Annotated in this window: 27 protein-coding genes; 9 read left to right on the top strand and 18 right to left on the bottom strand. The window is 36.9% G+C overall.

Annotation, left to right across the window (positions count from 1 at the left end; translation table 11 throughout):
- Positions 1-48: 48 nt before the first annotated feature.
- The 5 genes from JM658_RS16180 (at position 49) to JM658_RS16200 (ending at position 4,579) form a co-directional block, all read left to right on the top strand.
- On the top strand, positions 49-393 hold the full coding sequence (locus JM658_RS16180) for a single-stranded DNA-binding protein (protein ID WP_236960816.1): 345 nt from the start codon (positions 49-51) through the stop codon (positions 391-393).
- Positions 394-462: 69 nt separating this feature from the next.
- On the top strand, positions 463-912 hold the full coding sequence (locus tag JM658_RS16185; RefSeq protein ID WP_236960722.1) for a JAB domain-containing protein: 450 nt from the start codon (positions 463-465) through the stop codon (positions 910-912).
- Between the two features lie 426 nt (positions 913-1,338).
- Positions 1,339-1,950, top strand: coding sequence for a BfmA/BtgA family mobilization protein (locus JM658_RS16190; protein WP_236960724.1), 612 nt, complete (start codon positions 1,339-1,341; stop codon positions 1,948-1,950).
- Between the two features lie 2 nt (positions 1,951-1,952).
- Positions 1,953-2,975 carry a MobB family relaxase gene (gene mobB / locus JM658_RS16195; protein ID WP_236960726.1) on the top strand — a complete coding sequence of 341 codons (1,023 nt, stop codon included), beginning with the start codon at positions 1,953-1,955 and terminating at the stop codon, positions 2,973-2,975.
- A gap of 17 nt (positions 2,976-2,992) precedes the next feature.
- On the top strand, positions 2,993-4,579 hold the full coding sequence (locus JM658_RS16200; protein ID WP_236960728.1) for a type IV secretory system conjugative DNA transfer family protein: 1,587 nt from the start codon (positions 2,993-2,995) through the stop codon (positions 4,577-4,579).
- A 49-nt stretch (positions 4,580-4,628) separates the two neighbouring features.
- Here the strand turns inward: JM658_RS16200 and JM658_RS16205 are convergent, their stop codons facing one another.
- The 12 genes from JM658_RS16205 to JM658_RS16260 all read right to left on the bottom strand — a co-directional run bounded on the left by JM658_RS16205 (position 4,629) and on the right by JM658_RS16260 (position 17,174).
- Positions 4,629-5,315: a hypothetical protein gene (locus JM658_RS16205; protein WP_236960729.1), complete on the bottom strand. Its 687-nt coding sequence runs from the start codon at positions 5,313-5,315 to the stop codon at positions 4,629-4,631.
- A 454-nt stretch (positions 5,316-5,769) separates the two neighbouring features.
- On the bottom strand, positions 5,770-6,531 hold the full coding sequence (locus JM658_RS16210) for a nucleotidyl transferase AbiEii/AbiGii toxin family protein (protein WP_236960731.1): 762 nt from the start codon (positions 6,529-6,531) through the stop codon (positions 5,770-5,772).
- The gene (locus tag JM658_RS16215; RefSeq protein ID WP_236960733.1) at positions 6,528-6,815 is read right to left on the bottom strand and encodes a DUF6922 domain-containing protein; all 288 of its coding nucleotides are present in this window, start codon (positions 6,813-6,815) and stop codon (positions 6,528-6,530) included. The genes JM658_RS16210 and JM658_RS16215 overlap by 4 nt, the downstream gene beginning before the upstream one ends.
- Before the next feature lie 193 nt (positions 6,816-7,008).
- Positions 7,009-8,538 carry an LA2681 family HEPN domain-containing protein gene (locus JM658_RS16220; RefSeq protein WP_236960742.1) on the bottom strand — a complete coding sequence of 510 codons (1,530 nt, stop codon included), beginning with the start codon at positions 8,536-8,538 and terminating at the stop codon, positions 7,009-7,011.
- 62 nt (positions 8,539-8,600) lie between these two features.
- Complete coding sequence (locus JM658_RS16225) at positions 8,601-9,986, bottom strand: hypothetical protein (RefSeq protein ID WP_236960762.1); 1,386 nt, start codon at positions 9,984-9,986, stop codon at positions 8,601-8,603.
- A gap of 407 nt (positions 9,987-10,393) precedes the next feature.
- Positions 10,394-11,152 carry a DUF4138 domain-containing protein gene (locus tag JM658_RS16230; protein ID WP_236960764.1) on the bottom strand — a complete coding sequence of 253 codons (759 nt, stop codon included), beginning with the start codon at positions 11,150-11,152 and terminating at the stop codon, positions 10,394-10,396.
- Between the two features lie 47 nt (positions 11,153-11,199).
- Positions 11,200-12,108 carry a conjugative transposon protein TraM gene (gene traM, locus JM658_RS16235; protein ID WP_236960766.1) on the bottom strand — a complete coding sequence of 303 codons (909 nt, stop codon included), beginning with the start codon at positions 12,106-12,108 and terminating at the stop codon, positions 11,200-11,202.
- A complete protein-coding gene (locus JM658_RS16240) occupies positions 12,095-12,712 on the bottom strand; it encodes a conjugal transfer protein TraK (protein ID WP_236960768.1) in 618 nt (205 codons plus the stop codon). The genes traM and JM658_RS16240 overlap by 14 nt, the downstream gene beginning before the upstream one ends.
- A gap of 29 nt (positions 12,713-12,741) precedes the next feature.
- Positions 12,742-13,578 carry a hypothetical protein gene (locus JM658_RS16245; protein WP_236960778.1) on the bottom strand — a complete coding sequence of 279 codons (837 nt, stop codon included), beginning with the start codon at positions 13,576-13,578 and terminating at the stop codon, positions 12,742-12,744.
- A 34-nt stretch (positions 13,579-13,612) separates the two neighbouring features.
- Positions 13,613-14,194: a conjugal transfer protein gene (locus JM658_RS16250; RefSeq protein ID WP_236960780.1), complete on the bottom strand. Its 582-nt coding sequence runs from the start codon at positions 14,192-14,194 to the stop codon at positions 13,613-13,615.
- Positions 14,191-16,611 carry a TraG family conjugative transposon ATPase gene (locus JM658_RS16255; protein WP_236960825.1) on the bottom strand — a complete coding sequence of 807 codons (2,421 nt, stop codon included), beginning with the start codon at positions 16,609-16,611 and terminating at the stop codon, positions 14,191-14,193. The genes JM658_RS16250 and JM658_RS16255 overlap by 4 nt, the downstream gene beginning before the upstream one ends.
- Positions 16,612-16,889: 278 nt before the next feature.
- Entirely contained in the window at positions 16,890-17,174 is a 285-nt protein-coding gene (locus JM658_RS16260) for a hypothetical protein (RefSeq protein WP_236960782.1), read from the bottom strand.
- Positions 17,175-17,332: 158 nt separating this feature from the next.
- On the opposite strand from JM658_RS16260, the gene JM658_RS16265 reads away from it, so the two are divergent.
- A complete protein-coding gene (locus tag JM658_RS16265) occupies positions 17,333-17,968 on the top strand; it encodes an N-acetylmuramoyl-L-alanine amidase family protein (protein WP_236960784.1) in 636 nt (211 codons plus the stop codon).
- Positions 17,969-18,072: 104 nt separating this feature from the next.
- On the opposite strand, the gene JM658_RS16270 is transcribed toward JM658_RS16265, so the two are convergent.
- The 6 genes from JM658_RS16270 to JM658_RS16295 form a co-directional block, all read right to left on the bottom strand.
- Positions 18,073-18,591: a hypothetical protein gene (locus JM658_RS16270; protein WP_236960786.1), complete on the bottom strand. Its 519-nt coding sequence runs from the start codon at positions 18,589-18,591 to the stop codon at positions 18,073-18,075.
- Positions 18,592-18,714: 123 nt separating this feature from the next.
- Entirely contained in the window at positions 18,715-19,833 is a 1,119-nt protein-coding gene (locus JM658_RS16275) for an endonuclease/exonuclease/phosphatase family protein (RefSeq protein ID WP_236960788.1), read from the bottom strand.
- A gap of 22 nt (positions 19,834-19,855) precedes the next feature.
- Positions 19,856-20,527 carry a P-loop NTPase family protein gene (locus tag JM658_RS16280; protein WP_236960790.1) on the bottom strand — a complete coding sequence of 224 codons (672 nt, stop codon included), beginning with the start codon at positions 20,525-20,527 and terminating at the stop codon, positions 19,856-19,858.
- Positions 20,511-20,837 carry a hypothetical protein gene (locus tag JM658_RS16285; RefSeq protein WP_236960792.1) on the bottom strand — a complete coding sequence of 109 codons (327 nt, stop codon included), beginning with the start codon at positions 20,835-20,837 and terminating at the stop codon, positions 20,511-20,513. The genes JM658_RS16280 and JM658_RS16285 overlap by 17 nt, the downstream gene beginning before the upstream one ends.
- Before the next feature lie 356 nt (positions 20,838-21,193).
- Positions 21,194-21,469, bottom strand: a complete 276-nt coding sequence (locus tag JM658_RS16290; protein WP_236960794.1) for a helix-turn-helix domain-containing protein — start codon at positions 21,467-21,469, stop codon at positions 21,194-21,196.
- A gap of 263 nt (positions 21,470-21,732) precedes the next feature.
- Positions 21,733-22,578, bottom strand: a complete 846-nt coding sequence (locus JM658_RS16295; RefSeq protein WP_236960796.1) for an RteC domain-containing protein — start codon at positions 22,576-22,578, stop codon at positions 21,733-21,735.
- Between the two features lie 25 nt (positions 22,579-22,603).
- Between JM658_RS16295 and JM658_RS16300 the strand changes: the two genes are divergently transcribed.
- The 3 genes from JM658_RS16300 (at position 22,604) to JM658_RS16310 (ending at position 26,648) form a co-directional block, all read left to right on the top strand.
- A complete protein-coding gene (locus JM658_RS16300) occupies positions 22,604-23,443 on the top strand; it encodes a LytR/AlgR family response regulator transcription factor (protein ID WP_236960798.1) in 840 nt (279 codons plus the stop codon).
- 542 nt (positions 23,444-23,985) lie between these two features.
- Positions 23,986-25,986 carry a tetratricopeptide repeat-containing sensor histidine kinase gene (locus JM658_RS16305; RefSeq protein ID WP_236960800.1) on the top strand — a complete coding sequence of 667 codons (2,001 nt, stop codon included), beginning with the start codon at positions 23,986-23,988 and terminating at the stop codon, positions 25,984-25,986.
- Positions 25,983-26,648, top strand: a complete 666-nt coding sequence (locus tag JM658_RS16310; protein ID WP_236960802.1) for a DNA-binding response regulator — start codon at positions 25,983-25,985, stop codon at positions 26,646-26,648. The genes JM658_RS16305 and JM658_RS16310 overlap by 4 nt, the downstream gene beginning before the upstream one ends.
- Positions 26,649-26,698: the final 50 nt, after the last annotated feature.

A 26,698-nucleotide genomic window follows, 5' to 3' on the forward strand; every position in this document is an offset into this window, starting at 1 on the left:
CCGGATATAATAAGTAAATCAATGTTTAATTTTTTAAATCTTTTAATTATGAGTACGCTAAAAAATCAAGTACAGTTAATCGGAAATGTAGGACAGGAGCCCCAAGTAACCGTTTTGGAAAACGGCAAAAAAGTAGCCCGAATTTCACTAGCTACCAATGAGAACTACAAAAACTCCAAAGGAGAGAAACAGACCAATACCGACTGGCACCAGCTAGTTGCCTGGGGGAAAGTCGCTTCCCTTATCGAGGAGTATGTATTTACCGGTAAAGAGATCGCCATACAGGGAAAACTTTCGTCTCGTTCGTATGAGGATAAAGAAGGCGTAAAACGCTATGTAACCGAAGTGATCGTCTCAGAGATTCTATTTCTTAGAGGAAACCAAGCAAGTTAAAAAAGAATACAGCAGGTCCCCCGACCTGCTGTATTTAACTATTTCGGATCAATTTAAAATTGAATAGTTATGTTAAACAAAGTTAATGAAATTCAACTCTCGTATAAAGAAGGTTTTTTGACAAGTCATCAAACACATATTAAATGTAGTAAGGATGCAGCCGACCTTTTATATCAATCTTTTGATAAGCACACAATAGCTATGAATGAAACCTTTAAAGTATTGCTTCTCAATCATGCCAATGGTGTTAAAGGAATTTATACCCATTCTAATGGAGGAATTACCGGAACTCTGGTAGACATTCGAATTATTTTTGCCGTAGTACTAAAAAGCCTATCAACGTCAATTATTTTATGTCATAATCATCCAAGTAGCAATCTAAAAGCGAGTACACTGGATAAGGAGCTCACAAGAAAAATTGTAAAAGCAGCTTCGTATATGGATGTCAAAATTCTCGATCATATTATTTTAAGTCCGGCGGGAAACTATCTCAGTTTTGCTGATGAATCCTTAATTTAATTTTATTTATACTCATTTAAGTTGTTTTGGGTATTTCAATTTATCAAGAAATACCCTATTTTTATATAGCAATATTCCCATCCCTTTTTTGACTTTCACTGATGGGATCAATTTATAAATAATTTAATTTTCAAGGTTTGATTCTTACCGTGATTTGTCTTGTTATAGGCAAAGAATCGGTTAAGATAAATCCGGTCTTTTGTTTTTTAACCAGAGACTGGGCGGTTGTTTTTTTATCCCTGCGGGATAAAAAGGAATAGCAAGAGGGCAATGCGCTAAAGCGTCATTGCAATCTCATTTATTTTCTAAGCTATTGAAAATCAGATGCTTATACAGATGTAAATAATTCACAATCAGGGAAGTACCTTGATTTTTTATGAAAAAACACACGCAGCCCCTGTAAACAGGAAACTTTTTTATGAAAAAATGGATAAGGAATTTGAAAAAGAAGGATATGCCGGACTGAGAATCAAAAAATCAGTCGCCCGAAAGTTCCGGAAGTATTGTAAAATACTCTCCAAGTCACAATCTATGACTTTATTGCTTATGCTACAGTTTTTTGAAAGTAGTGGGCTTTCCCCGGAAGAATCCATCGGTCCCAATGCCTATACCTTAGAGAGTCTAATCAAAAGGCGTATCCATGGAGTGATCTCCATTATAAAGGATATGGAAAAACACCAGACCAAGCCCACCGTAGCCATGCTACAAAACCTCTTTGAACAGGCGGAAAGTACTTCCGAAAAAAAGTCGGGAAACACTAAGAAAAGTTGGAAGGAAAAAAATTTGAAACCAGGACATATAAGCAGCCATAATATTCCTAAGCGGTTGGAACTGGAAGAAGCTAAAGAACAGGTAACCCTATATCGGAATAAACATGCCAAAGCAACACAAGAATTGTCCGATACCAGAAAGGAGATTTCGCGTTTTCTCGAAAAAGTAAAACCCATTCGGAGCAATTTTGGAAAACCCTACCTGCGTATCGACCTTTCTCTGGAAAGTCTGGAACATCTCAAACGAAAACTAAACTTAAATGAATAATCATGTACGTCACCATCACACCACAAAATATGAGCGACACCTATAATGTAAGTGTTACTAATTTCGTAGAGTATTTGGAAAAAGAAAACGAAGGGAAATCGCCGGAAGAAATGGAACATTTCTTTAACCAGCATGAGGATACGGTTGACCGGGATCATGTCATTAAAGATATCGACGGAAATACGGCTAAGCTTAGGAAAACTGAACCTCGCTTCTACTCCATTACCATCAACCCTAGTAAACGGGAGCTCCAACATCTCAAACAAGGCGACCTCAACCTAAAGGCCTATACCCGGGAGGTTATGAAAGGCTATACCCAATCCTTTAACAGGGATAAGGAGGTTTCAGTGGACGATATTAAGTATTATGCAAAAATAGAACATCGACGCTCCTACAAGGGCTTTGATCGGGAAATCAAGGAAAATGCTCCCTATACCAAAAAAATAGCCAGACTCAAAAACGATATCCGGAAAGTGGAACGTGGGGAAATAAAAGGCAATGTCAAAAAAATGGAAAAAGAGATCGACCAGCTCTTACGGGAGATCCCTCATAAAGTTAATGGCAAACCCATTTCACAGGGTATGCAAAAATCAGGGATGCAAACCCACATTCATATTGTGGTAAGCCGCAGGGACGCCTCCAATTCCTATAGTCTATCCCCAGGAAGCAAGTATAAAGCCTCACAGGTGGAGCTGAACGGAAAGACCGTAAAACGGGGCTTTGACAGGGACAGCTTTTTTATAAATACCGAAAAAACCTTTGACCGAATGACCGGGTACCAGCGCAACTTTGCCGAATACTACCAGGCAAGAAAACTAATGGTAACCGACCCCAAAAAGTATTTTGAATTACTGCTGAAAACCCCGAAAAAGGAACGAAAAACAGCTTTATCCATTCTTCGGGAATCCGGCATAAGGATACCCGGGCTCAACATTCCCGTTACAAAAACCCAAATGGCTCTAAAAACCATCAAGTCGTTGAGAAAGATCATCGATATCACCAAGGAGTCCAGCCAGGGCTATTAATTAAAATTCCTATTTCCATGTATTGCTACCTGTATATTATTTTAAGTGTTGTATTATTGTTTTTGATAGGCGTACGGTTTTTGGGAGTGCACTGGAGTTTTATTTTTTCCCTGATCGTCCCCCTGCTTTCCTGTTTGATTTGGGTATGGCATCTTCTTCCCGCTAGAGCCTGGATGCAAATACTCCTGTATATTGAAGCGCCGGCTCTTTTATGTGTAGGTATTCTCTATGCACGCATTCTGTACGTCATCCGTCCGATACCCAATAAAAAATATAGGGTAAAACTGTATTTAAAAAACGGGAGCCTTGTTTTGGATAACATCCGGCGTGGTATTTCCATTATTGGGGCAGCCGGGAGTGGCAAAACGGAAAGCGTGGTCTTTAACCTCCTGCAACACTTAGGGAAACATTCCTTTTGTGGCGTCATGCATGATTACAAACATTTTGAACTGACAGAAATTGCCTATCCCCTTTTCCAACAGTCGGGCATTCCTTTCTATATTATTTCTCCAGATAAAATCTATCACCGGGTCAACCCCATTGCACCCCGCTACTTGGAACACGAAGAATCCGTCAATGAAGTCTCTAGAGTACTTCTGGAAAACCTGTTGGAAATGAAAGAATCTGGTGCCACCGGAACTTCCCGATTTTTTAATGATGCCGTGGAAGGACTTATCGCAGGGATGATCTTGAAACTGAAAGAAGATTATCCTCAGTATTGCACCTTACCGCATATGATGGCGTTATATCAGTTATTGGACACCGACAGCCTTATCAATTTTTTGGTTTCCAACCGGACCTCCAAAGCCATGGCCGATGCCTTTATCAGCGGCAGGGATTCCGAACGTCAAACAGCTGGAGTGAAAAGTACATTGGCCAATGCCTTTAAAAAGATTTCAACCAAACGGCTCTTTGCCCTGCTCTCTGCAGATGAAGTGCCCCTGGATGTCAATAATCAGGATAACCCAGCGATAGTATCTTTGGTCAACAATCCCCTTTTTGAAACTTCGTATTCGCCCATACTGGCAACCATACTCCATACCATAACCAAGCAAATGAGTGTCCGGCACCGGCTGCCTTCCTTTGTCCTGATGGAAGAAGCCCCTACCATCCGACTGCTTAACATGCACCGCATACCAGCAAGTTTGCGTAGTTATGATATAGCTACCCTTTATGTCCTTCAGGATAAAATACAGAATGACCTGCTCTATGGGGACAAAGCCAGCAAAGCCATCCTGAGTAATCTTTCCTACCAGTTTTTTGGAAAGGCCAACGATCCGGATACAGCCAAATATTATGAACAGTTTTTTGAAATTGTGAAAATGAAAACCACCAGTATCAGTAAAGGGGAATGGATGAACCCCCGCACCCGAATTACCAAAAGTGAAAAGGAAGTGGCTAAGATACGGGCGGATCGTTTTTTCCGTTTAAAACCAGGGGAATTTGTAGCCTTTGCTGATGGTAGAGAGAAACGAGTACGATTTAAAAAACACCTGATTGAAAAGTCTTTGCCGCCATTTCACGGAAAAGCTGTGGATGTTGATGCTGAATTTTTAAGAGTGTATTCGGAGGTACGGAATATTTTCACACACTTTGCGGGATAGTCTCTTTTAAAAAACATGTCCCATTTTAAATGCTACCAAGGATAATTTGCTACCAATATTCCTTTCGGATCTTTTTTAATTTGTTATTATCAAAATACAGGCGCATGGAATAACGTCCTATTCCGGCATCCTTCCTGATTTCCGAAAAGAAAAATTCCCATTGGGTATATCTCGCCATCTCAGGATCATATTCTTTTTCCAGGTTTTTCTCTGATAAAACAATAGGCATATTTGTTTTTCCTAACCTGTTTGGGATTTCCCCCAACTTTTCCGAAGCCCGAGTAACATGATCCCCCAGTTTTATAGAGGTCTCCGGTATTTCCTCAGGCCAATTTTCCAAGATATCCACTTTCAACGTCAACCCCCCGGGAACAAAAGGTATAGGCACCTCTCCTGTTTCATCTTCGTACCATTCCTCCAAGACAAACAGTGGATCCCTCCATCTTTTGATTTCAGTAACTTCTTCATCTTTAAAACCAATATAGACACTATCTGTATCATATCTTGGCCTCAGTACGATTACTGCATTATATAATGCCAAATTATCCCCTATACTTGCCAAATGTTCCCCTGATCTACCTACCAGGGTAATGTCATCAAAACCTTTCTCCTTTCCTAATTCCTGAAGCTGATGATACGCTTCTTCCGGCGAGCTTCCGATTTTTAAATTCCATTGCCGTCCCTTGATGATATTTGTTATACCGAAGGTTTCCTCTTGGTCAAAACAAGAGACCAAACCTATAAAAGTAATATTATTTTTTTCATCACTGCATAATATTAGTCAATAATCTGATTTTTGTAAAATATTGCATTTCAACACAATAAAAATAATCAACAATCGGCTTAATACAAAATTTACGTAGTTCAGATCCTCTAAAATTAAAGACTTACCTATGTTGTAGTGTCTCACTATAAAGGGGAAGTCTACAAATTCTTATACTTCGATGTATCTTCGTTGATTTTTCGTCCAGCTGGTCCGGTCAACCTAGGGAAGCCACCTTCTTTGACTAACTTGGACTTGTGCAGTAGGTGGTAAGACTTGATAATATGCATGACTTTAACATTGGATTTTATGCAATCTGTGCAATTATTGTGCAATGCGCTTCAAGGCATAAAATGCTTCTGTACTTTTATGTCCACTGGATTTTAAATGGATATATCAGATAGTACTCTGAGTAATGATTTACTTGTTATATTCGTGCTGAAGGGTAATCAATATCTAAAAAAGAACATAATCGCCGAAGATGAATTCTCCAACGCATACTGGCCATTTGCCAAGAATCCGCTCCTTCAATCGTAACAATATTATCGTGAGAATGCATCATTTTATCTTTACTCACCTTATACTTTCTGTCAAACCTTAACAACAATAATGGGTTATCCAATGCCGTGTCTTCATTATCCAAATCAAAAATATTCCTGTCTTCTTCCTTGTCAAATCTTTTGTGCTTCTCCAGTAGTTGGCTATATAGATCAATTAAAGAATATTCCTTGGTTATATAATATAAATCATAAATATCCTTTCTCGCCGGCCTACTGGAGGCGCTCATTAATTTAAAAAGAGCTATATCCCTCACAGAAAATAACCGTACCCCCTTTAACTCTTCAAAAGGATCAATTATTTTCATATTCTGAATAATATCCACCTTTATGATTGTGGAGTCTTTCCTTATAAAGAAACGTAAAAACGTAAATTGATCATTAATATTTGTAGGGTCTATAAATCCAAACGCATTATCGCCATAAAAAACTTTTACTTCTTCCTCTATTTCACGAAACCCTTTACGACCTATTATCTCCGGGCAAAATAAATCTATATCAATAGATTCCCTGTGATTGAAACGTAAAGCTAGATTGGTTCCCCCTGCCAATGCAAAACCTTTCAGGCTATCAAGGGTATGTAATTCTTTGATGGTTTTTAGCAAAGCAGAAGAAATAGCCTTCTTCATCATAGGACATATCTAAAAAAAGGCTTCGTGTGATAGCGTTCGGCTACTAATTCGCATACATCATTACTGATATGCTCTTTGGTAGTTTTTAACACAGATACTATTTCATTTTTTGAATAGAGTTTTTCAAGTTCTTGAATATCTTTTTCAAAACTTGATTTAGTGGTAGCAAATAAAGCCCTGGGGATGATAATAGCCCTATCCCTTTTTACGGACAGCCTACTGGCATCCATATCCCAAAACAAATGCTTTGGAAAACGTTTTGCTATGTTTATTGCCTTTTCCATACCTATTCAATAATGCAAAGTTACAGAATATTAGAGAATTACTCTAATTTAATGCCAAAATTATAACAGAGGGGAGCCTACCATTTTAGGTTGCAAAATAGTTACATCATCAAATAAAAGCCTTTAAAAAGCCCTATAATTAAATCTAAAACTAGTAGTCTGAGAAACGAATACCATTCTCATAAACAGACATTTATATTTTATATTCATCTCTCAATCCAACAAAATCAATAGGCAATACAGGATTCTTGATTTCTTTCTTTTTCTCTTCTAAATTAATTCCTAGAGACAAATATATCATACTTGCCCTTATTAGCTTTATTAAGTTTAGTGTTTTTTGCTCAAATTCAGCCCGCTCTATCATGTAAGTTAACCCGTTATCAAGAAGTCCATTTTTACCAAACTCTATTATTTTAAATGATTTGTGCTCTATAAAATTTCTAATATGTGCTAATTCCTTTGCTTCAGGCTCTATAGTCGAAGAGAATTTTTCGCTTTTCTCATACAAATCCTTACTCAACCAATATAACCCCCTGAAAGCCCAATTTTGAGTTTGACTTATCATGGGGTTTAACTTATAAGCCTTTACTTTTCTATCATAAATGCTCCAAATGCCTCTAAAGGTAACCTTGTCTGGTTTGAAACCAAGATTTAGATAGTCGTTTAATAGGTAACCAATTTTGTCCAGGATAGAATAGCATAATCTAAAGGCAATTTTAATTTTTTCACTACTGTAAGAGTAAATGGCAAAGTCTAATGTGTCAAGTTGTAAGTTATCCTTATCTGAATAGTGTGGTTCTTTTTGATTTAGCCCTTCAAATAACAAATGCCTTGCTGAAACGAATTCTTGCTTAATTTGATTAAATATAGTTTGATAAATTGGCGGTTTATCAAATTTCAAAATCATAGTTGGGAGTAGAAGGCAGTCATGACCAGCAATATTTTCAGTTACAATATCATTAAGTGGATTTAAAAAAAGCTGATTCTCTAAACACCACTTCCTGTATTCCCTTTCTTGTTTTGTCGTTCCAATTGAAAAATCCTTTAAGTCCTGGATATTTTCTAAATCTCTTTTATCTATAATAGATTCTAAATGGTTTATAATATTTTTAAAAGCCAGCTTTGCATCTTCATAGATGTCAGAATTAACTGCTTTTTTCAAGTACTCATATGCAAATTTGAAAAACAATAGTTGATGACCATTATCGTATAAAATTTGGGCATAATGAAAAAGTCCAAACCCAATATTCCCAAAAGCCATTCCAAAGGAGGAATCTATTTTTAAGACTCTTTGCCAATATAATTGAGCCTCTGAAAACCTACCCAAGTGGCTAAAAAGATTGCCTAAATTAGTTAGTATCTCACATTTCTTATGCTTGTTTTTGCTTTTTTCAGAAAACGAAAGAGCTAGTCTTAAATTAATAGCTTGTTGTTCAAGTTCCTTTAGGTTAAAACTCCAAAATTCATCAGAATTTATGTGTTGGGTTAGTTGTTGAAGATAAGACCAGCCGTTAGCAACATTATAATGAAAAGTCATTTTATCATCATCCGAGAACTCTTCTTGATTTTGAAGTTCAGAGAATTTCAGTCCGATTTTAATGGGCTCTACATCTTGCGACGCTCTACCTGTTTCAAATAATACCGCAAGTAAGTTTGTTACCTGTTCTGCATCAAATTCATTTAGGTCGGTAAGATTTAGTATGTCTTCAAATGTTAAATTCAAGATCTTTTAGCTTGATAATAACGTCCTACTAAACGCAGTTACGTTCTGGGTTTTATTAATTTCTATTGGTCAAAATATAGTTGAAAATGACCATTAGGTCTAGTTAAACGGAATGTTATTTCATTCGATTTCCATTTTCTTCCAATCCATTCATCTTCTTTAAATTCTTCATCCTTTATCTGCCCTAAATTTTCAATATCTTCTCCTAGTAATTCATATAGTTGTTTGTATAAATGTTGAATTTCCATTGAATAAACTCTATGATTACTTGGTCCATTTTGACTCAAAAGCATTAATGTCTCACTATCATCATTAGGAATAAGAACCATAATTTTATTAAAGAAACCGAAGAAAAAAAACGGAACATAATATGTTCTCAAAATTCCAGTTTCCATCTTTTCTTCATAAAATTCAGCCATTTTTATTACCTCGAATGGAATTCTGAAATTTAAGATAATATCTTTTATATCAAGATATTTTTGATAATATTCTACAAATTCTGAAGGCTTAAGCACTAAAGTATTAATGCCTAGCTTCTCATAAACCATTTTGGTTTTCTTGTAAGATTTATTGTCGTTGATCACATAAAAATTACAAGTAGAAGCGAAAGCAGAATGAAACGCATCTTCCGTTGTATTTTTAAATGTTTCTTTTCTTCCTTTTTTTATATTCACTTTGTCTTCTTGATAGCCATGCATATCAAGTAAGAGGTATTCATTTGTGATTTCATTAAACCATTCAGGGGCATTTTTAGAATTATCTATAAATTGATTAGGGGTAGTTCCAATCTCTTTATATTTCTCATCAATTATTTTATATGGGGCATTTGAAGCAAAAATCCTATCTCTATTGATCCCCATTCCTCCCTGAACAGTTTTTCTTAATTCTTGATATCCGTCAGATTCATTAAGATTTAAGTTCATTTTACTAAAACTTTTAAAGAAGCCTTCCATAGTTGGGTTTTCTTTAAGTCCTGGAAACATTTTGTTCATTTGTTCAGCACTTTCGGGATTTTCGAAAGCCTGCTTGAATGATTCTTCAATAGGTATTGATTTAATCAGATTTATAAGTGATTTTCCAATACTTTTAGTAAAGTCATCTTGCTCGAAAATGTTCATTAATCCATCAAGACTTATATCACTAAAGAGGTCTTTTTCCTCTATTCGTTGTTCAAAAAGTTTTTGAGGTGGATAAAAATCAAGCACAACATCTTTTCCTGTATTCATTAAACACTTATCTTTGGTCAACTCAGAAATAAAGTTTAGGTCTGATTCTATATAATCTCTTTGTGTGTCGGTCTCTTTGAAACTAGAGAATATATCCCCAACATGAGAAGTAGAAAACGGGATGAACAGTTTTTCATTATCAAAAATTATTTCTTTCAGCTCGCTATGGCTACCATTTTTTATTTGTGACAATACGTTCCAATCGAAATATATTTTTACCATATCAAGTTTCTATTTTCAGATTGTAGCTGATACTCAAATATACGTAATTCCTTGATTCAGTTATTAAAAAACAGTAATCCTATACAACCCTAATAGTAATCAAGGACTCAACTTTCTTGACATACTCGTCATTATATATCTCTGCATTATTTCGCTTATCAAAATCTGTAATTTTTAATGACCAGACTTAGATAAGCATAATTATTTTTTTAATTATCGATAAACATTATAATGTCATTACATTGTAAAGAAAAGAAATAATTCATTAAGCATTTTATGGTATTCCATAAAACAGTGAGAATTAATCAACTTTAACAACCAAGTCTTCAGCAGAAATGATACTCAGTAATTGATTTCCGATTCAATAATATACAGTGCCATAGGTTAATTTGGCTTCCATACCGGTTTTATTTCTTTAGTTTCACTATTCTGTGCCCATTTCTTTCCCCTAACTCTATCAATAACTTTTCCTGCTTTCCCAAGGTAAACTTCGGAAACACCATCACAAAACTTTTTTGTTGGTTGTTCTTTACTTTTTCCGGAAACTTATAAGAATAAATCGGCTCCTGAAGAATTTTTTGGTAGGAGGCATTTTTCTTCCTGTTCCCATTTTCCACATAGACCCTAAAGTAATCTACTTCGTAATCAATCCCTGATTTGTTTTCAATGGTAAAGGACATATAGACTTCCTGCCACCGGTATTTTATATCCTTTAAAATGAGTTTTATCCCCTTCCTGTTTTTGCGTGCCATACGCTGGTCCTGCCTGATCATGTACTCCGATACTTTTTTTACGGCATTTATATGATTGGGAGATATTTTTACCGTTTTTTCTTCCTTTTTCTGAGACTTCCTTTCTTTTGGAGATACCCCTTTTTCATACCCTATACTCCCATCTCTGGTGATAAAATAGTTGAGTTGGGATAGGGCTTCCCGGTATCTTAAAATATAGCTATATACTTGTCCATCGGTTGTAAGTACTAGTAAATTACTATCCGCTCCCGGTACTGCTTTTAAAAGCCCGAGGTATTGCGGTGTTTCCTTGTTATAGGTAAAAACAAAATGGGTGTTACCACTAATCCCCTGCCGGATAGGCTTCGGAAAGAAAAGGGATATGGTCGTATGGTCATTGGCATATATTGTGTCCAGTTCCTGCACTTGACCCATCAAAGGCCAATGTATCAAACACAAACTGAAAAGAAAATATATAGGCTTCATTGCTGTACGGGTTTTAAAATGAGTTGGTAGTGGTTGTAAATCGTATTTTTCACATTGCGATTATCCCGGCGGAAGACATTTTTCAATCCTCGTATCTGGGGTACGCCAGCTATGTTAATGTCCTGGATCATATCGTCGGTCATTTGCCGGGTGAGTTCAGCGCGGATGCTATTCTCGATATAGATCCCCTCATTGCCATCCTGGAGGTCATAGGCTTTCAGATGTACGGGTTGGTGGTTGATATTGGTGATTCTTATCATCACCCGGTTTTTTTTTAACTTTACAAAACCATAGATCAGGGTGTTTTTGGGGATCTTCTTATCGTTAATGATGGCCTCCCCGATAAGGCGGAGTTCCAGTCTGCTGTTGGTCTTTACCGTTTGTGCATCATGTACCACCGCATGGATCACTGGCTGGGTATAGCTCTTTGGAGGTATACTCTCCAAAATGGCCTTTCTCACCTTAAAAAAATCCTTCTGATTTTTATCCAGTGCATCCATGTCCCGTTTTTTAAAAGCAACGGTCGTATCTTTTGATTCAATACGCTTACGCTTGCGATACCCCTTGGCTGTATAGTCTATCCTTCCCCGGTTATAGATACTGTCCACCATACGTTCCTTTTGTTTTTCTTTCAATTCCGAATCATAAAGTCCAGTAGAATCCAACAGGCTTTCGTCATAAATACTCGGGGCATCTGATTTCTTTTTCTCTTTCAACTGATCCACTGCTTTCAGCCGGTTTTCGTATTGCTCTTCGGTTTCTCCAAGTTCCGGGACTACCGTCTGATCCAGTGCTTTGTCTGTTTCCTTATCCGCTCCTAATACAAATATTCCGTAGCCTATTATAAACAAGACAATAGCTCCTATCATTGCAGCAAACAGGATTTTCTTTTTATCGATCTTCATGGGTAATCTTCTTTAAACTGTTTTCAAAAAAATGGGTAATGAGCAACCCGTGTGGGTTCTTCGGAAAGTTCCGGGCGGTGGTTATAAGTTCCCCGGTAGTTATCAATTCATAAGTGTCGGTTATCGACCCCCGGTTAATTTCAAAAATAGTTTTTACCTTAAAGGGATATGGCTCTTGGGATACATCCACTTCGGATTGTATATCGCTCACCTTTTGTACTAGGGCATATTGCAATAAGCGGTTATACACACCATCTACTTTTTTCTGGCGATATACATTGTCTACCGAACTGTCTCCCAGCCATAGGGCATTTTCCAATTGTTCCTTATAGTTAGTAGGAGACAAATCATAAAAGTATCGGTGGAAATTATCTAAGTGAGCCTTGGCTTCTATTTCTAGGTTTTGCTTTTGGGTCACCAGTTTTAAAGGGATCACACTCCCTTCTGTGCTGACTACAAATGCGTTGTTTATCAATTTTTGATATATGGAATAGGTAAACCATGAACATACTACAGTTGCTGTAAAAGCCATCACCGTCACGGTAATAACCACAAAGCGGTTGTTTTTTAATATCTGGGCTATGCTTTTATAAGGTGTTTTCATAATTGTTCTATTATTTTAATGCTGTTTTATTACCCTCCGGTAAAAATGCGAATGGTGAAAGACACGGCTCTGCGGTAAAGCTTGAATTTTAAAAAGATGATAAAGCCCAATGAGCCCAATTGTATGATGGAAGCGAAATAATGACTCCCTATATCCGTCCCGAAAAGGTTCTCCCAAAAGTTAGTATTGAGTTCCGTATAGAACAGGTTGATAAATACATTGACCAGGAAAAAGGCCGGAGCCATCATATAAACAGCAGCATACAGCTTAAAAAAATGATAGGACATCTCTCGAAACTTCTCAAATACAGCCATACTGATCACCAGAGGAAAGAAGGCTCGCATAATCCCCAGTAGGAAGAAACGCTCGGCCAAAAACATGGGGTAAATAAAAATATCGATGATCCAAAGAAATACCCCAAGGCCAAAAGCGAGTAGTTGCATCCCGTAAAGCGGAGAGGTCAAGAACTCATAGAGTACGGTCAACGCTTTTTTCGTAGCTTCGATAGTACCGATATCTTCTTCAATAGGGAAATCCTGGTATTGTAAGGGCAAGAGTGCCGGAGCGGTATTGCGGTACTGGTTTTCAATAGCTACCAATACCCCATCAAAAAAGCCTAGTACCTGTGTGGAGAAAATCACCACCAGAACCACCGCAAAATTCTTGATGAGTTCATTGGGACTTAACCCCCAGGTATACCCACTCTGCTCTACCGCTCCTTCATTGTACTTCTTCAGGAGATTAATCAGAAAAAAGAGTACAGCCAGGGTCTTCATTCCTATGATGGTATACTGCGAAAAATCACTGTCCTGTATCGTCTGATAAATAGCATCCACATATTCCAATCCTATACTTAATGAAATCATAATCCTTAATTTTTACTAGTGTTCGCCTAGCAGGTTAATAGCTCTTCTCCCGGTTATTGATCCGGTCTTGTAGCTCGCGGAAATCGATCACCATCTCGTAACGGCGTTTTTTGACCCCGATCTCCATAATCATTTCCCGGCTGGCCTCCTTCTGCTGCTGTAAGATTTCCAGACGCTCGGCATCGGTCATCTCTAAAAAATTACTGGTCAGAAGCTGATCCATAAACTCCAGGTCTTCCAATGATCTATCAATAATTTTATTAAAGGCATCAGAAATATGCTGCATTTCCTCCGGCCTGACATAGGGAGAGCTCAGGATTTCCTTAAGATCACCTCGAACCATATCAAACAATTGTTGATTGTTGTCCACAATTTCACGGGCAGCTTTAAGCTGCTTCAGAACATTATTCACCTTTTCGATCCGTTCTTTCTGTTGCTTTAAATACTCCACAGTTTTCAGAAGTTGAGAGGTTTGTTTGGCAGATTCGATCAATTGTTTCGCTAGACTAATAAAATTGGTATTATCATATACCGGCATACCTTGACACGTAGCACGAGCAGACGATAAAAAGAGTAAAGCCAGTGTTAGAGCTAATGTTATGATTGCTTTTCTCATTGTTTCTTGTTTTTTATAGTGTTTTTGATATATTCCCGGATTGCAGTTTCCATATTTCCAGTCTTTTTCCAAATGTCCATTATGATCTCATTTTCAGAGCCATCAGTGAGATAGGCTGCAAATACCTCAGGAGGGACTTCTAGGCGGAATACATTGCTCTCCTTGCCAATTTTCAAAAAGAGTTCAGTGTACTTCCGCTCCCCAATAAAGTTGTTACGCATAGAGCGAAGTTGGTTCAGATCATGCGCAGAGAGGTTAAGTCGCTTTTTTAAATCGGCATATCCCTTTTCATTTCGAAGACTATAAATGATCTGGGTGTTTTCCAGAATGCTAGCCGAGGTACTATTCTCAGGGAGTTGGTTGATTGATTGCAGGATAATCCCAATAGCCCCGTTTTGTTTCCGAATGGCCTGGTAATAGAATTCTACACTCTCTAGGACATTCTCAAACTTGAGCTGCTTGGCAAACTCATCAAAGAGAATAATCCCCTTTTCAGAGCGGTTCTGCCATATGGTACGTTGAATTGCGGACTTAATGAGTTTTAGCATCACCGATAGGATCTCTTTATTGTCTCGGACTTCATCCAATTCAAAAATGATAAGTCGTTTGTCTTCAATTTTGTAGGTTTGGTCCGCATTGGTTTCGAAAAGAAAACTGTACAATCCCTCTCCTACATACTCGGACATGATGTGTAAGAAATGTGCAATGTCGAAATATCCCTCTTGCAGGTGTAAATGGTTAAGCAAGGTATCCTGCCTGTCCTCTACAAATCGGTAAAAGCCCTCCAATGAATACGATCCAGAAGTGTTTTGATAATAATATTTCAGTACCTTTTTCATGGCCACCTCCTGCCCTTTGGCAACCTGTAATCCAGAAACGCTGAGTTCCAAAAGAAAGGTAGACAGATCCTCCAACTGCTCCGGTGGGACACCGCCACCGGGAGATTTATAAAAAGGGTTAATCCCTAAGTTTTTGCCTTGCTCATACCGCAGTATGGCATGATCATCCGGGTAAAGTTTGGCAAACTTGGTATAGGAACCGCCTAGGTCTATTATGACCAGCCGTACCCCTTGTTCAAAATATTGCCTTAGAATATTATTAGCCAGAAAAGATTTGCCTTCACCCGTGGGGGCGAAAATGGCAAAGTTCCTTGCTTTAATGCGTTTTTTATTTTCGTCCCACACATCTTTTAAAACCGGTATATTATGCTGTCTGTCGTTAAAGATGACGCCAGTATCGTCAGTCTTATAGTTGGTATTGTTTAGAAATAGACATAACGCATGTTTTAAATCGGTAACATATAAATCCTCGTCCGAGAAATTAGCGCTATACCCAAAATAACTGTTCAGGACATAATGTTTTCGAGCTTCTCCTCTTGGAGCATAAGGAGTCATATCCAATTCCTTAAACTCGGCTTTTATTTTAGAGGCAATAGTATTTAGTTGTCCGGCTTCTTGGCACCAAAAGATCACATTGAGATGGCCACGGATAACCCGACTGCTCTCGTCATGGTTAATCTGCCGAAGTATGTCCTGTATCTTTTCCAACACTACCTTGTTCTGGGTTCCGAAATTGGAACTTTTCTTCAGCTCCTCTACCCGTTTCTCCAATAGTTTGCGCCACCGATGTTTGTCATCCAGATATAGTACTTGGTTCACCATATGGTTTTCGTTCAGATGAAGACCCAATCCATCTATAAACCCCTGATGGAAAGTGAAATCATCGGAAGTAAATTTATCGTTGATCTTAGAGCTTTGAATACTTTCCCCGAAACACCCTTCGTTGTTTACCGCCAGTACATCAACAAAGTGATCCCCTATCTGTACACCGTCCTTGTCCAAAACCATATCGGTATGCATACCCTCTTGGTAACAATTAAAAAATTGGGTAGTGGCCTTCTCTATCTGTTCCGGGTTGAGCGGGGTAAGATGGAGTTTTTTACTGTTATTGATAAAGTTGACCGCATCCCTTACTGCTCCTTTAAATTCATCCAATGCCATATCCATGGCAGGCACTATATTCTTCGGAAGTTTTTTGAAAGGATTGCTATAACCGCTTTTGTTAAAAACTTTGTTTTTAGGCCAACAGAAAAACAGATATGAGGTGTGAGCCATGTAATGTCTGCCTTTGAAGTAATTGTATGTGGACTTTTCTAAAAAAGTGGTGTTTGGCAAACTAGCTGTGGCATAAGCAGTCTTTTGATACACGTCCTGTTTGTGTACTACTGTTCCCGCAGGCAATCCCTTTAAAGCCTGAAACCATGCTCCATGCAGATCATCGAAATCTTTTTCCGAAAGGGAATAGATCTCAGGGAGGTTTATTTTATAACCCAACACTACATTCCCATTGGAGGCAAATACGCTATGGCTCCGAATCGTTGCTATCGGATGAAAATCGGTAAGGTTAATTTTCATAATTCAAGTGACTATTTAGTTTGCCAGAGATCATATCCGGAAATACTTTCTTGAATCGTAAAAGCTCAGGAGCCTGAGTCAGCTTGATCAGGATCATAAACAGAAAGAAATTGGACACCAACAGGAAAAAAATGATCCCTAGGTGAAAGGAGAAAATGATGACCAGTAAGGAAGTAATGACCGAAATCATCTGTATGGAAAAATATCCGATGGGCAAACCCATAATTATGGCTCGCCTGCGAATCGCTTTGTAAGGAGTGAACTTTTTCATAGTGCTCTCGTTATACCGTTAGACTTATCAGATACGTGAAGATGCCTACAACAGCGCCAGCGATTAGGACAAAAATTAGTACGCGAGTAATCCCTTTTTTCAGGTCTGCATTTTCACCAAAAAAATGACCAGCGTTAAAAAGGAAGCCTACCAAAAAGATAATCCCCAAGATAAGTGGGAATACAGATCGTATCGTATCGGAAATGTTGTTGACGCTATCTTCTATACCGCCAATCTGAGCCAAAGCTGTAAAAGGCAGTAATACTACCGTAGAAAGGAATTGTAATTTTTTCATCAGAAATCAGTTTTAAAAAGTTTCTGATGTAAAATTCACAGAGAAATGACTTAAAGACTCTCATATCTCTATTTTTTAACGGTTGGAACCGTTAATTTTTGAATGATTTTCAGTCTTATACTGATTTTATTGCATTTTAAACAATCAATTTTTTCAAAATGAATCGAATATTAATCCTATTTCATTTAGCCGCTTTATGCTTTTTTCTAAAGGGCTACGGACAGGAATTGCCTCAACGAAAAATGATTGTTGTTATAGATCCTGGACATGGAGGAAAAGATCCCGGTGCGATCGGTATCAATGGTATCCAAGAAAAGGATATCACCCTACTTATGGCTAAACGGCTTGTAAAATATTACCAGAAAACCGGAGATAACAAATTAGAAATTTACCTAACCCGCTACTCCGATTCTTTAATTTCATTAAAGGATAGGGCTCGGCTGGCCATAGCCTTGAAAGCTGATTTATTTTTATCCATTCATTGTAATTGGGCTAATACTACCAATGCAAACGGGGTCGAAGCCTTTGTTCCTTACCCAAGAAATGGAAGCTATGCAAATGTCCGAACATCCATCTCCCTAGCACTTGATTTGATTTTGCGTTTATCAAAAGAATATGAACTGAAAAGCCGTGGGGTAAAATTTGCAAACTTTCAGGTACTTCAGGAAGCTATTGTACAATGTCCGTCTGTGCTTTTGGAAGTCGGATTTCTCACCAATCCAAAAGATGTTAATGATTTTTTTAATCCTGCTTATATAACTACACTTATAAACATTCTAAAACAACAATCATGAAGCAACTCTATTTAAAAATATGGCATATACTGTTTCAGCTTATTACTGCTGTTATTTCAGAAATAAGAAAATTACTTATAATTAAAAAGAGAGGACAATAGCTGTTATTTTATATAAAATATTGCAAACTCCAAAGCTGAAAGAATCATGGCCAAAACCAAAAACACCTTTCCCGCATGTATATAATTACTTCTTTGCTGATTAATTTTATAGTTATAATCTTTTATTTCTATAATCTTCGTAATCATTTCTTCATTAAAAGAAAGCTTTTTGGGCATGATAGAATTACTGGTTATAAATCCATGAGTTTTTTTCTGTTCCAACTTTCTTAAATCCCCAATGTTCTCTAATTCTTGATAATCGAATCCATTAGGAAAATTATTATTTGATTTTATAAAAGAATATATACTTAAAATATAGAGATAAACAAGTATTATCATAATGCTCTGCTCTGCTCTAAAGTTTCTAATAAAGTTATGCATTTCAAGTGAATCAATATAAAATGAACTAACACCTATCATCAAAGCTAAAATTTTTACCGGCATATTTATTTCACTATCTAATTCTTTTTTTTTCTCAATTTCTCTATCGTAAAAACTTTTATAAATTGCATAACTATCCATTTTAATTTGCTTTATTAAATATATTACATCCTAAAAATAGCTGTTTTTGTTATGGATAGTCTTCGACATATCCATTTTTATCATAGAATTTATTCACATAAAATGTTTATAAGTCCACTATATCTAAAGTTCTATCCATATCAAAGGATGATTACTAGCAGCATCTGTGTCAGCTTTGATCGAATTATATACCTTCCATTGTGATCGGTTTTTTGGCCACATTCCTTTTCTGTTTAACCCGCACGCCTTTACCCTATTAAATAGTGCAGGAGAAAGTGTCAGATAATCTTCCTGTTTGATATTAATTCCCTTTGCATATGCTCCAAGACGATAATAACTTCTATCCCTGCCCTTGTCCAGTTCTACCTTGAAATCGGGATGTTTTGAAATATCTCTGGCGTCAGTTTGCCTAAAAATTGGAGCTAAAATAGTTGCATAAGACGGCACATAAAAAGTACCGACTATAGCAATATACTTCTTACCCTTTTCTTGTAATGCTTTATAAACATTAGCAATACATGCTACTTGCTGCTTTCTCCTTTTTTCTTCCCAGTTTTTATCTCCTTTTGGAAATTGCAACTGTGCCATAAGTACGTAAAGCTCCTCCCCTGTAGGAAGTCGGATTTGGTATTGTTGAAAATCTTGATCAAACATCACGAGACCATCAGTTTTATAATTATAGCTCCTAACCGCTTCGATGGAATAATACTTTTTTGATAGGACACCCATCTCCCTACCACGATAGTCATTGCCTGCCAATAACGAGCAATGATGGTATATGTGCTTTTCAGTACCTGAAAGGTATTGATCATTAAATTCCATAAGAGCAGTTCGGTCTTCTAACTCCTGAAGCAACAGGATATCCGGATTACAATCGGTAATTACCCTAGCTTTATTGGTTATGGAGGTTTTTGAAACGGGACGAGTTCCCATTTTTATCCACCCATTCCAATCAGTTAAAGTATTAGCCTTGTAGTCTAAAGTATTTCCTCGCTTACGAATATACAATGTTCCCTTGCGTTTACGTAGAATCACATAGGGTTCACTGGCCACTTTTTGGAACCCTATTAAAAATGATAATTCCCGTAGCCGATCATAATCAGTATCCATGTGATTGTCTTTCCTTAAAAGGGCTTCAAACTCTTCCATCCATAATTTTAATGAACGATTTAAAGAATCTACTATCAAAGAGGTATCTCGCTGATAAAGGTTTTCTATATTGAAGAAAGCTATTTTCATCATATTTTATTTAGTTGATTAATTTTTACTTGGGCATAGCCTGCCTCCTTTTATCTTTAGTTTTTGCAGAAAAAGCTACCAGATTAAACATCTCACGCATACGACTACGAACCCGATTCCCATAGCGATCCTCCAGTTCGTCAGCATTTAAATTGGTAGTTATATGGGTTTTGATTTTGTTACTTTTGAACAGTTCATAGCGACTGAGTAAGATCTCTCCCATTACATTGCAATCCTTCCCGAAATGTCTGCCAGTAGGTTCCACCCCTAAATCATCGAAACTGTAATATCCACTATTACCATAACTTTCAATGGTCGTATATCCCAGATGGTTAAATCCGAATACAATATTCCTACAGGGGATGATCTCATAAGGGCGCTGGTATGGCACAATACATCGCAATAGTTTCATCAAGCTGGTTTTTCCGCAGCCCACAGGACCAGAAAGTAGTAAGCCCTTGTCAGGATCGAGTCCGTATTTACTGCAATAGACCTGCTCACCAACCATATAATTGCAAAGCTTAAAGAGCATCTCTCGGTCTTCACTATACAACCGAAAATCTTTACCAAAAAGCAGTTTTCCCTTGGCCTCTAAATAGATCCATATCTTGGGAAAACTATAAACCATCTCCTGCCCATTCCAATCCCCAAGAGAGAATTCCACACTGCCTTCAACTATTTTAGAGGGGTTGCGCATAGTCTTTACTCTTTTTAGTTTTTAAATAATCCGGATGGTTCTCCTGTTGATTCTTTTTTATTTCATCGGCTTTTAACATCCATTTCTCCGCCGCAGCCTTCCAATTGACAATAGTTGTTCCGTTACCAGTTTTCCATCCTGTAGATCGGTAATGATTAAAAAACTTTTGTCCTTCGCCCAAAGCCCCGTGATGCTTTTCAAAGTATGATAGGATCTCTTGTTCAAATGTGGGACTGGCAATTTTCTCTTGGGTGTTTGATTGTTTCTTTGTTTTATTATAGATGCCATCTATGGGATGCTCCTGTCCCATTATAGAACTCCCCAATCCTATAGGATGACTAGCTCTGGGAGTGTGTTGTCCCAGCTGTGGGACACTGCCGCTTGAAAAGTCCCATAAAGATACCTGGCTTCCTAGGTGTGAGTTTTTGGAAGGTACATATCGCAGGTAGTTCCAACTGTGAAGGTCTCTGATACAACGATGATATGTGGATTTGGAACCAATAGCCGATAACTTCATGACCTCCCCGCGACGAATATGAAAAGAGGGCGCAAAATGTCTTAAGTTCCAATAGTGGAACAAAGCCATATACAAACTTATGTGACTGGTATGCAAACGTTCATCCCTATAAAACTTTTCAAAAACTGTATTTAGATGCTGTATATAATTCATAACTGAACATCAATACGGTTAGCATCCATCAGTTTTTGTATATCCTCCATGTCGTAATAGAGCATTCCTCTTATTTTACTATAAGGTAAGGTTCCGGTAACCCTAAGAGATTGAAGTGTTCCGGGACTGATTTGTAAAAGCTCCAATACCTCTGTCGAGCGAAGCCATTTTTTGGATTCGTGGGTTCCAGATTTTAATAATTGACGGATTTCCTCTAATAATTCTTCCTTGAAATCCCTAAGGTCATCTGTTGTAATAATATTTGCTGGCATAATGAATTGTTTTAAAAAAGAAGCCACCCTATTGCTGTCACCTAACCTGATGGCTCCTTTGTAAATTTGACTTTCGGGTACAAAATTCTAACGCATGTCTGGATTTTTTTCACAAGGCGTACCCAACTTGGGTGTTTTTTTTCAAATATTTTTTTGATATAAAATGCTGGGATTTGACGTTTTCACTTTTCTTTAAGACTCCAATTAACATTAAATTATAGGAGCTATCCTTCTAGTTGTCATTTTACCCAAGTTGGGTGTTTTTAGGCATCCATATCAGTCATATGCTCCAGTAGTGAATCTTTAAGTTTATCAATAAACTTCGTTCTTCGAATTTTTCTGGATCGGATTTCAAGATAAGTTCTGTAATAATCCCCCAAGTCCATGTCTAGAATGGTTTCAAAAGTGAGGGCTATCTGTTTGATGTCAGCCGTACCACTATTAATAACATTACTGTTATGTAACGCATAGATCAACTCAATGAGATCAACCTTATTCCCGGTCCAAAATAGTTTGGGAATGGGCTGTTTTATACGAAATTTAGAAGGCATATCTCTGTTGTTGTCCAGTTTTTCAATTTCTCTTTTAAGATGCGCAATGAGCATGTCATAAGCGATAATTGTGGCTACGGAACTATCATGAGAAGTAGAAAACTGCTCATCAGTAATAAAATGAAAGGTATCGGGGTGTAAACGAATATCAGCTTTTCCTCTTAAGAAATATTGATCATCAAATATCGTAGCCCCGCGACGGTAGTAATGATAAAACTCCAGATTGTCATTAAAGTAATCTTGAAGTTTGTCAATATGCTCTACAAAATATTGCTTTTGAGCTTCCTTACTACTCCTAGGTCGTTTACTCTCAATGGTGAATAGTTTCACATAGTAAATAAGTTTGCTAAAGATCTGTGGTTTAATAGATTTAAAAAAAATCTTTTCACTGCCCTTGCTTATAAAGCCTTTAATGATGACTTGTTCTCTTAATTTTTCAATGACCCTTTGGGTAAGCTTAATCCCTTTTTCTACTTTGATAAGGATATCTTCTTCTTCCATTTCCAAGCTCTCAATAGCTTGATCTAATTCTTCCAAGTGCACTTCATATACATTCATAGCCGGATGTATTTTTCAATTTCTGATGATAAAGCAAATTAGAAGGGTTTTGTCATTTAATAGTAAACTCTATGAATACTTTTTTTATACATCAAGTCTACCTGAGAGCATTAAGAGGTTGTTACTTTTAAATGCAGAATTCCAGCTTTTGAAAAATTATCTCATCATAGAATCTGATAAGAAAAATAGTCGTGTCATTGAAAGGGTCTTACTTTCAATTGATAAAAACTCATCAGTAGTGCATAAATGTCATGTGACTATGGCTATGGAATATCTGATTACCAATCAACCCGCTTTGGTATTTATAAATGTTGATAATATAATAGAACAGCCATTTAATTTTACACTTCAATGTCACTTGCTCGACATCACACCCCCACAATTTATTGCGCTTTCTACTTCAACACAACAAGCATATAAAGCCATCAAACACAATTTCTTTGATTACCTACTTCTGCCACTTTGTGATACAGATTTGTATAAATGTATCTCCCGATACCAAAAACAATTCGGAAATCATCAAGAATATATTTGCCTAAAATCTTATAAAGATTACCAATACCTCAATACGCATGATATCCTTTTTTTAAAAGCTGATAACAATACCACAGATTTTCATATGAGTAATGGTAAAACCATCAGTGCTTTTAAAACACTCAAAACTTATGAAACCAAATTGCCCAGCCACTTTATGCGTATCCATAAAAGCTATATTGTCAATACCCTGAAAATTTCCAGAATTGATTACGGGAAAACCATTTGCATGTTACAAAATCTTGATCTTCCCATTCCTTTTAGTAAGAAATTTTACCATCAGATTAAAAAAGTACACACGACCCTTTGTAATGCTTCCATGGGGTGTTAAAAATCATCCATCCTCGTAAAAATCAGCTATTCACTCACAGAACTGTATTCCTCACTAAAGGCTGCCAAAATAGTAGTGTATTTACGCTTTCACCTTTTAAATTCACCCTATAAAGCTGCTTTATAGCATTGCGAATGTTTTTCATTTCAATGCTCTCAATTGTGCACAATCAGAGAATCATTAGCCCGATCGCACGGGCTTATAAACCTATTGTGTAACCAAAAATTAAATCCTTATGAAAACTCTTATAAAAAGCATCTTACTCATTGTATTTTTAAACTGTTTCACAGCCTGTACACCACCCAATGATCAGACGGAAAACGATCTACTCCTAGAGACCCATGCTACAGGGGATGACTCCAGTGCGCGTCCCGATAATGATCGGGATTAGATCTTATTAAAATCACTAACATTCACAAAAAAGAAGTCTTTACCTCCCCAATAAAGACTTTTTTTATTACTTTTAACCTTCCCCCAGTTGATGTACCGTGAAGTTCCGGGGTATAACATATTACCATTCTTCACTCCTTTTTTGCATTATTTTGGTTTTACTGAACACCCGTTGTCAAAGATTTTTTGACCGGGATAAACCAGAACCTCAGAAGAAAGGAGATAGTATAGCTATGCTTATTTCAAAGGCTAAAAAAAATACGGTTTCCAATTTATTAAAAACTGAATACCTTCAAAAGGCCTATGCACTTAATCATACAACATTAGAGGATACAGTAAGGTTGAGATATTTTTATGAGATCGCATCTTTGGCTACAAACGTCCAAGATTCCAGTTTGTTTTTAAAAGCCAATTACAATGCCATGCAAATAGCTACATCAGTGAAGGACACCTTTAAAATGGGAGATATTCATTGGAATTATGGAGCCTATTATTTAAATAAAATTGCATATGACAGCGCCTACTACCATTATCGGAATGCATTGGATGATTTTGAAAAAGTTCATCACACTTATTATGCAGCCAAAATACGGTATAATATGGCTTTTATTCAAGGACGTCTAAAGGATTATACCGGAGCTGAAGTATTGCTCTTTAGGGCTATTAACACATTTCAGAAATTAAAAAAACACCGTCAACTATATGAATGCTATAATTTACTGGGGATCATCTATGAAGAATTGCAAGAATATGATAAAGCTATTTCCTATCATCAAAAGGCATTGGAGTATCTGGAATACGTCCAAAATAAGTCCTTGTTTCTTCAGGATAGTCAGAACAACATCGGGCTTATATATCAAAAGAAAGGAGATCAAGAAAAAGCCATTTCCGATTTTGATAAAGCCCTTGAAATGCCTGATTTAAAAAATAAAGATCCCTACTTATATGCCCGACTACTTGACAACCGTGCTCATAGCCAATTACTCAGGGACATTACTGCTACAGTACTTCCGGAATTTATAAAGGCTCTCTATATTAGGGATAGCCTAAACAATATACCAGGAGTTATTATGAGTAACATCCGGTTGGCTCATTATTTTACTAATAAAGATACCACAAAAGCCCTTGAACATGCCAATAATGCATATCGGAAGGCCAAACAAATTAAAAATAACCGGGATATCCTGCAGGCACTAGAGCTTCTGGCCGATCTCGATACAGAAAACAAATCGAATTATCTTGATCAGTATATAGCGCTGAATAAAAAGGTACAATCTCAAGAGCGAAAAACACGAAATAAATTTACGCGGATTCAATATGAGACCAATCAATATATTAAACGGAATAAAGAATTAACTTCCAGACAGGTATGGATTATTATTGTTGCACTTTTATTAATACTCTTGATTTCCCTCACCTATTGGATATTCCGCCAAAAAGCATATAACAGGGTATTGCAATTGGAAACTAAAGAACAAAAAGCAAGTGAACACATCTACCTGCTTTCTTTAAAACTACAGGAGAGATTGCAACAGGGGCGTAATCAGGAACGAGTTCGTATTTCAGAGGAATTACATGATGGTATTCTGGGAAGGTTATTTGCCCTTCGCATGAGTTGGGGATATCTCAAGTTCGAAGGAGCCAATAAAACCCTGAACAGGCACCAGATTTATCTCAATGAGTTACAACAAATTGAAAAGGATATCAGGGAGATCTCTCATGAACTTAAAAACAAAACTATTGAACTTCCGATTGATTTTATACAAATTGTAAAAGCCCTTATTGCAAAAAGGAGCAAGGTGGGAAAATTTGATTATGTGCTAAACAATGATGAGCAAATTCCATGGGAACATATCGATAACTTTATAAAAATAAACTTATACCGTATTATCGAAGAAGGACTTCTAAACTGCATTAAACATGCTCAGGCTTCCATGTTTAAAATAGAGTTTACATGGAATAATAACAGACTTGTACTCTTTATAAAAGATAACGGAGTGGGGTTTAAAAAAAGAAAGATTAAAAAAGGAATTGGGTTTAAAAATATGGCTTCCAGGGTTAAAAAGATGAATGGCATCTTTGATCTCTATAGTGACCCCAAAAAAGGAACCATTATCCGAATCAGTATTCCCACAACAATTGATAAAAAATGAATACTTCTAAATTTCAAATACTATTAGTAGATGACCATCCGCTGATTACCGATGCTTATGAGCATGCTTTTATAAATCTGGGACAGGAGAAAGAAATGAAATTTCAAATTAGTGTTGCTCATGACTTTCCCTCGGCATTACATGCCTTAGACCAAAGGGTATACGATATAGTCTTTGTGGATGTACAACTGGAACCTTCAGAACAAGATGACTTACTATCCGGAGAAGATCTTGGAGTTCGTATTAGAGAAAGGTTTGACAATACTAAAATAGTTATGTCCACTACCTTTAATGATCATTATCGTATCCAAAGTATTATTGAACAAGTAAGTCCTGATGGGTTTCTGATTAAAAATGATTTGACTCCACCTGAATTACAATTAGCTATATGGAAGGTATTAAAAGAACCACCCTATTACAGCAAGACAGTAGTGGAATCCATGCGGCAATTTATCAGTAATGATTTTGTATTGGATAGAATCGACAGGCAGCTGTTGTACTACCTCGCTCAGGGAGCCAACCAATATGAAATTGCCGATCTCCTCTCTTTATCCAGAGCCGCCATTGTCAAAAGAAAAAAACATTTAAAAGAAGTCTTTGATGTAGAAAATCGGGAAGACCGTATCCTACTTGAAAAAGCACGAAAAAAAGGGTTTATTTAAAATAAGACTCCAGTAAAAAAAATATGTCAAATTGTAGTATCCATTATGAA

It is taken from the genome of Joostella atrarenae (assembly GCF_021764745.1).
Taxonomy (GTDB): domain Bacteria; phylum Bacteroidota; class Bacteroidia; order Flavobacteriales; family Flavobacteriaceae; genus Galbibacter; species Galbibacter atrarenae.

Excerpts from the sequence above, each read along its gene's own strand:
- JM658_RS16290 (WP_236960794.1), bottom strand. The coding sequence starts at position 21,469 with ATGCCAGCAAATATTATTACAACAGATGACCTTAGGGATTTCAAGGAA.
- JM658_RS16295 (WP_236960796.1), bottom strand. The coding sequence starts at position 22,578 with ATGAATGTATATGAAGTGCACTTGGAAGAATTAGATCAAGCTATTGAG.
- JM658_RS16285 (WP_236960792.1), bottom strand. The coding sequence starts at position 20,837 with ATGGGACAGGAGCATCCCATAGATGGCATCTATAATAAAACAAAGAAA.
- traM (WP_236960766.1), bottom strand. The coding sequence starts at position 12,108 with ATGAAGATCGATAAAAAGAAAATCCTGTTTGCTGCAATGATAGGAGCT.
- JM658_RS16210 (WP_236960731.1), bottom strand. The coding sequence starts at position 6,531 with ATGATGAAGAAGGCTATTTCTTCTGCTTTGCTAAAAACCATCAAAGAA.
- JM658_RS16190 (WP_236960724.1), top strand. The coding sequence starts at position 1,339 with ATGGATAAGGAATTTGAAAAAGAAGGATATGCCGGACTGAGAATCAAA.
- JM658_RS16245 (WP_236960778.1), bottom strand. The coding sequence starts at position 13,578 with ATGATTTCATTAAGTATAGGATTGGAATATGTGGATGCTATTTATCAG.
- JM658_RS16180 (WP_236960816.1), top strand. The coding sequence starts at position 49 with ATGAGTACGCTAAAAAATCAAGTACAGTTAATCGGAAATGTAGGACAG.
- JM658_RS16230 (WP_236960764.1), bottom strand. The coding sequence starts at position 11,152 with ATGGGTCAAGTGCAGGAACTGGACACAATATATGCCAATGACCATACG.
- JM658_RS16270 (WP_236960786.1), bottom strand. The coding sequence starts at position 18,591 with ATGGATAGTTATGCAATTTATAAAAGTTTTTACGATAGAGAAATTGAG.
- JM658_RS16275 (WP_236960788.1), bottom strand. The coding sequence starts at position 19,833 with ATGATGAAAATAGCTTTCTTCAATATAGAAAACCTTTATCAGCGAGAT.
- JM658_RS16200 (WP_236960728.1), top strand. The coding sequence starts at position 2,993 with ATGTATTGCTACCTGTATATTATTTTAAGTGTTGTATTATTGTTTTTG.
- JM658_RS16225 (WP_236960762.1), bottom strand. The coding sequence starts at position 9,986 with ATGGTAAAAATATATTTCGATTGGAACGTATTGTCACAAATAAAAAAT.
- JM658_RS16300 (WP_236960798.1), top strand. The coding sequence starts at position 22,604 with ATGATAAAGCAAATTAGAAGGGTTTTGTCATTTAATAGTAAACTCTAT.
- JM658_RS16280 (WP_236960790.1), bottom strand. The coding sequence starts at position 20,527 with ATGCGCAACCCCTCTAAAATAGTTGAAGGCAGTGTGGAATTCTCTCTT.
- JM658_RS16265 (WP_236960784.1), top strand. The coding sequence starts at position 17,333 with ATGAATCGAATATTAATCCTATTTCATTTAGCCGCTTTATGCTTTTTT.
- JM658_RS16240 (WP_236960768.1), bottom strand. The coding sequence starts at position 12,712 with ATGAAAACACCTTATAAAAGCATAGCCCAGATATTAAAAAACAACCGC.
- JM658_RS16310 (WP_236960802.1), top strand. The coding sequence starts at position 25,983 with ATGAATACTTCTAAATTTCAAATACTATTAGTAGATGACCATCCGCTG.
- JM658_RS16185 (WP_236960722.1), top strand. The coding sequence starts at position 463 with ATGTTAAACAAAGTTAATGAAATTCAACTCTCGTATAAAGAAGGTTTT.
- JM658_RS16250 (WP_236960780.1), bottom strand. The coding sequence starts at position 14,194 with ATGAGAAAAGCAATCATAACATTAGCTCTAACACTGGCTTTACTCTTT.
- mobB (WP_236960726.1), top strand. The coding sequence starts at position 1,953 with ATGTACGTCACCATCACACCACAAAATATGAGCGACACCTATAATGTA.
- JM658_RS16260 (WP_236960782.1), bottom strand. The coding sequence starts at position 17,174 with ATGAAAAAATTACAATTCCTTTCTACGGTAGTATTACTGCCTTTTACA.
- JM658_RS16215 (WP_236960733.1), bottom strand. The coding sequence starts at position 6,815 with ATGGAAAAGGCAATAAACATAGCAAAACGTTTTCCAAAGCATTTGTTT.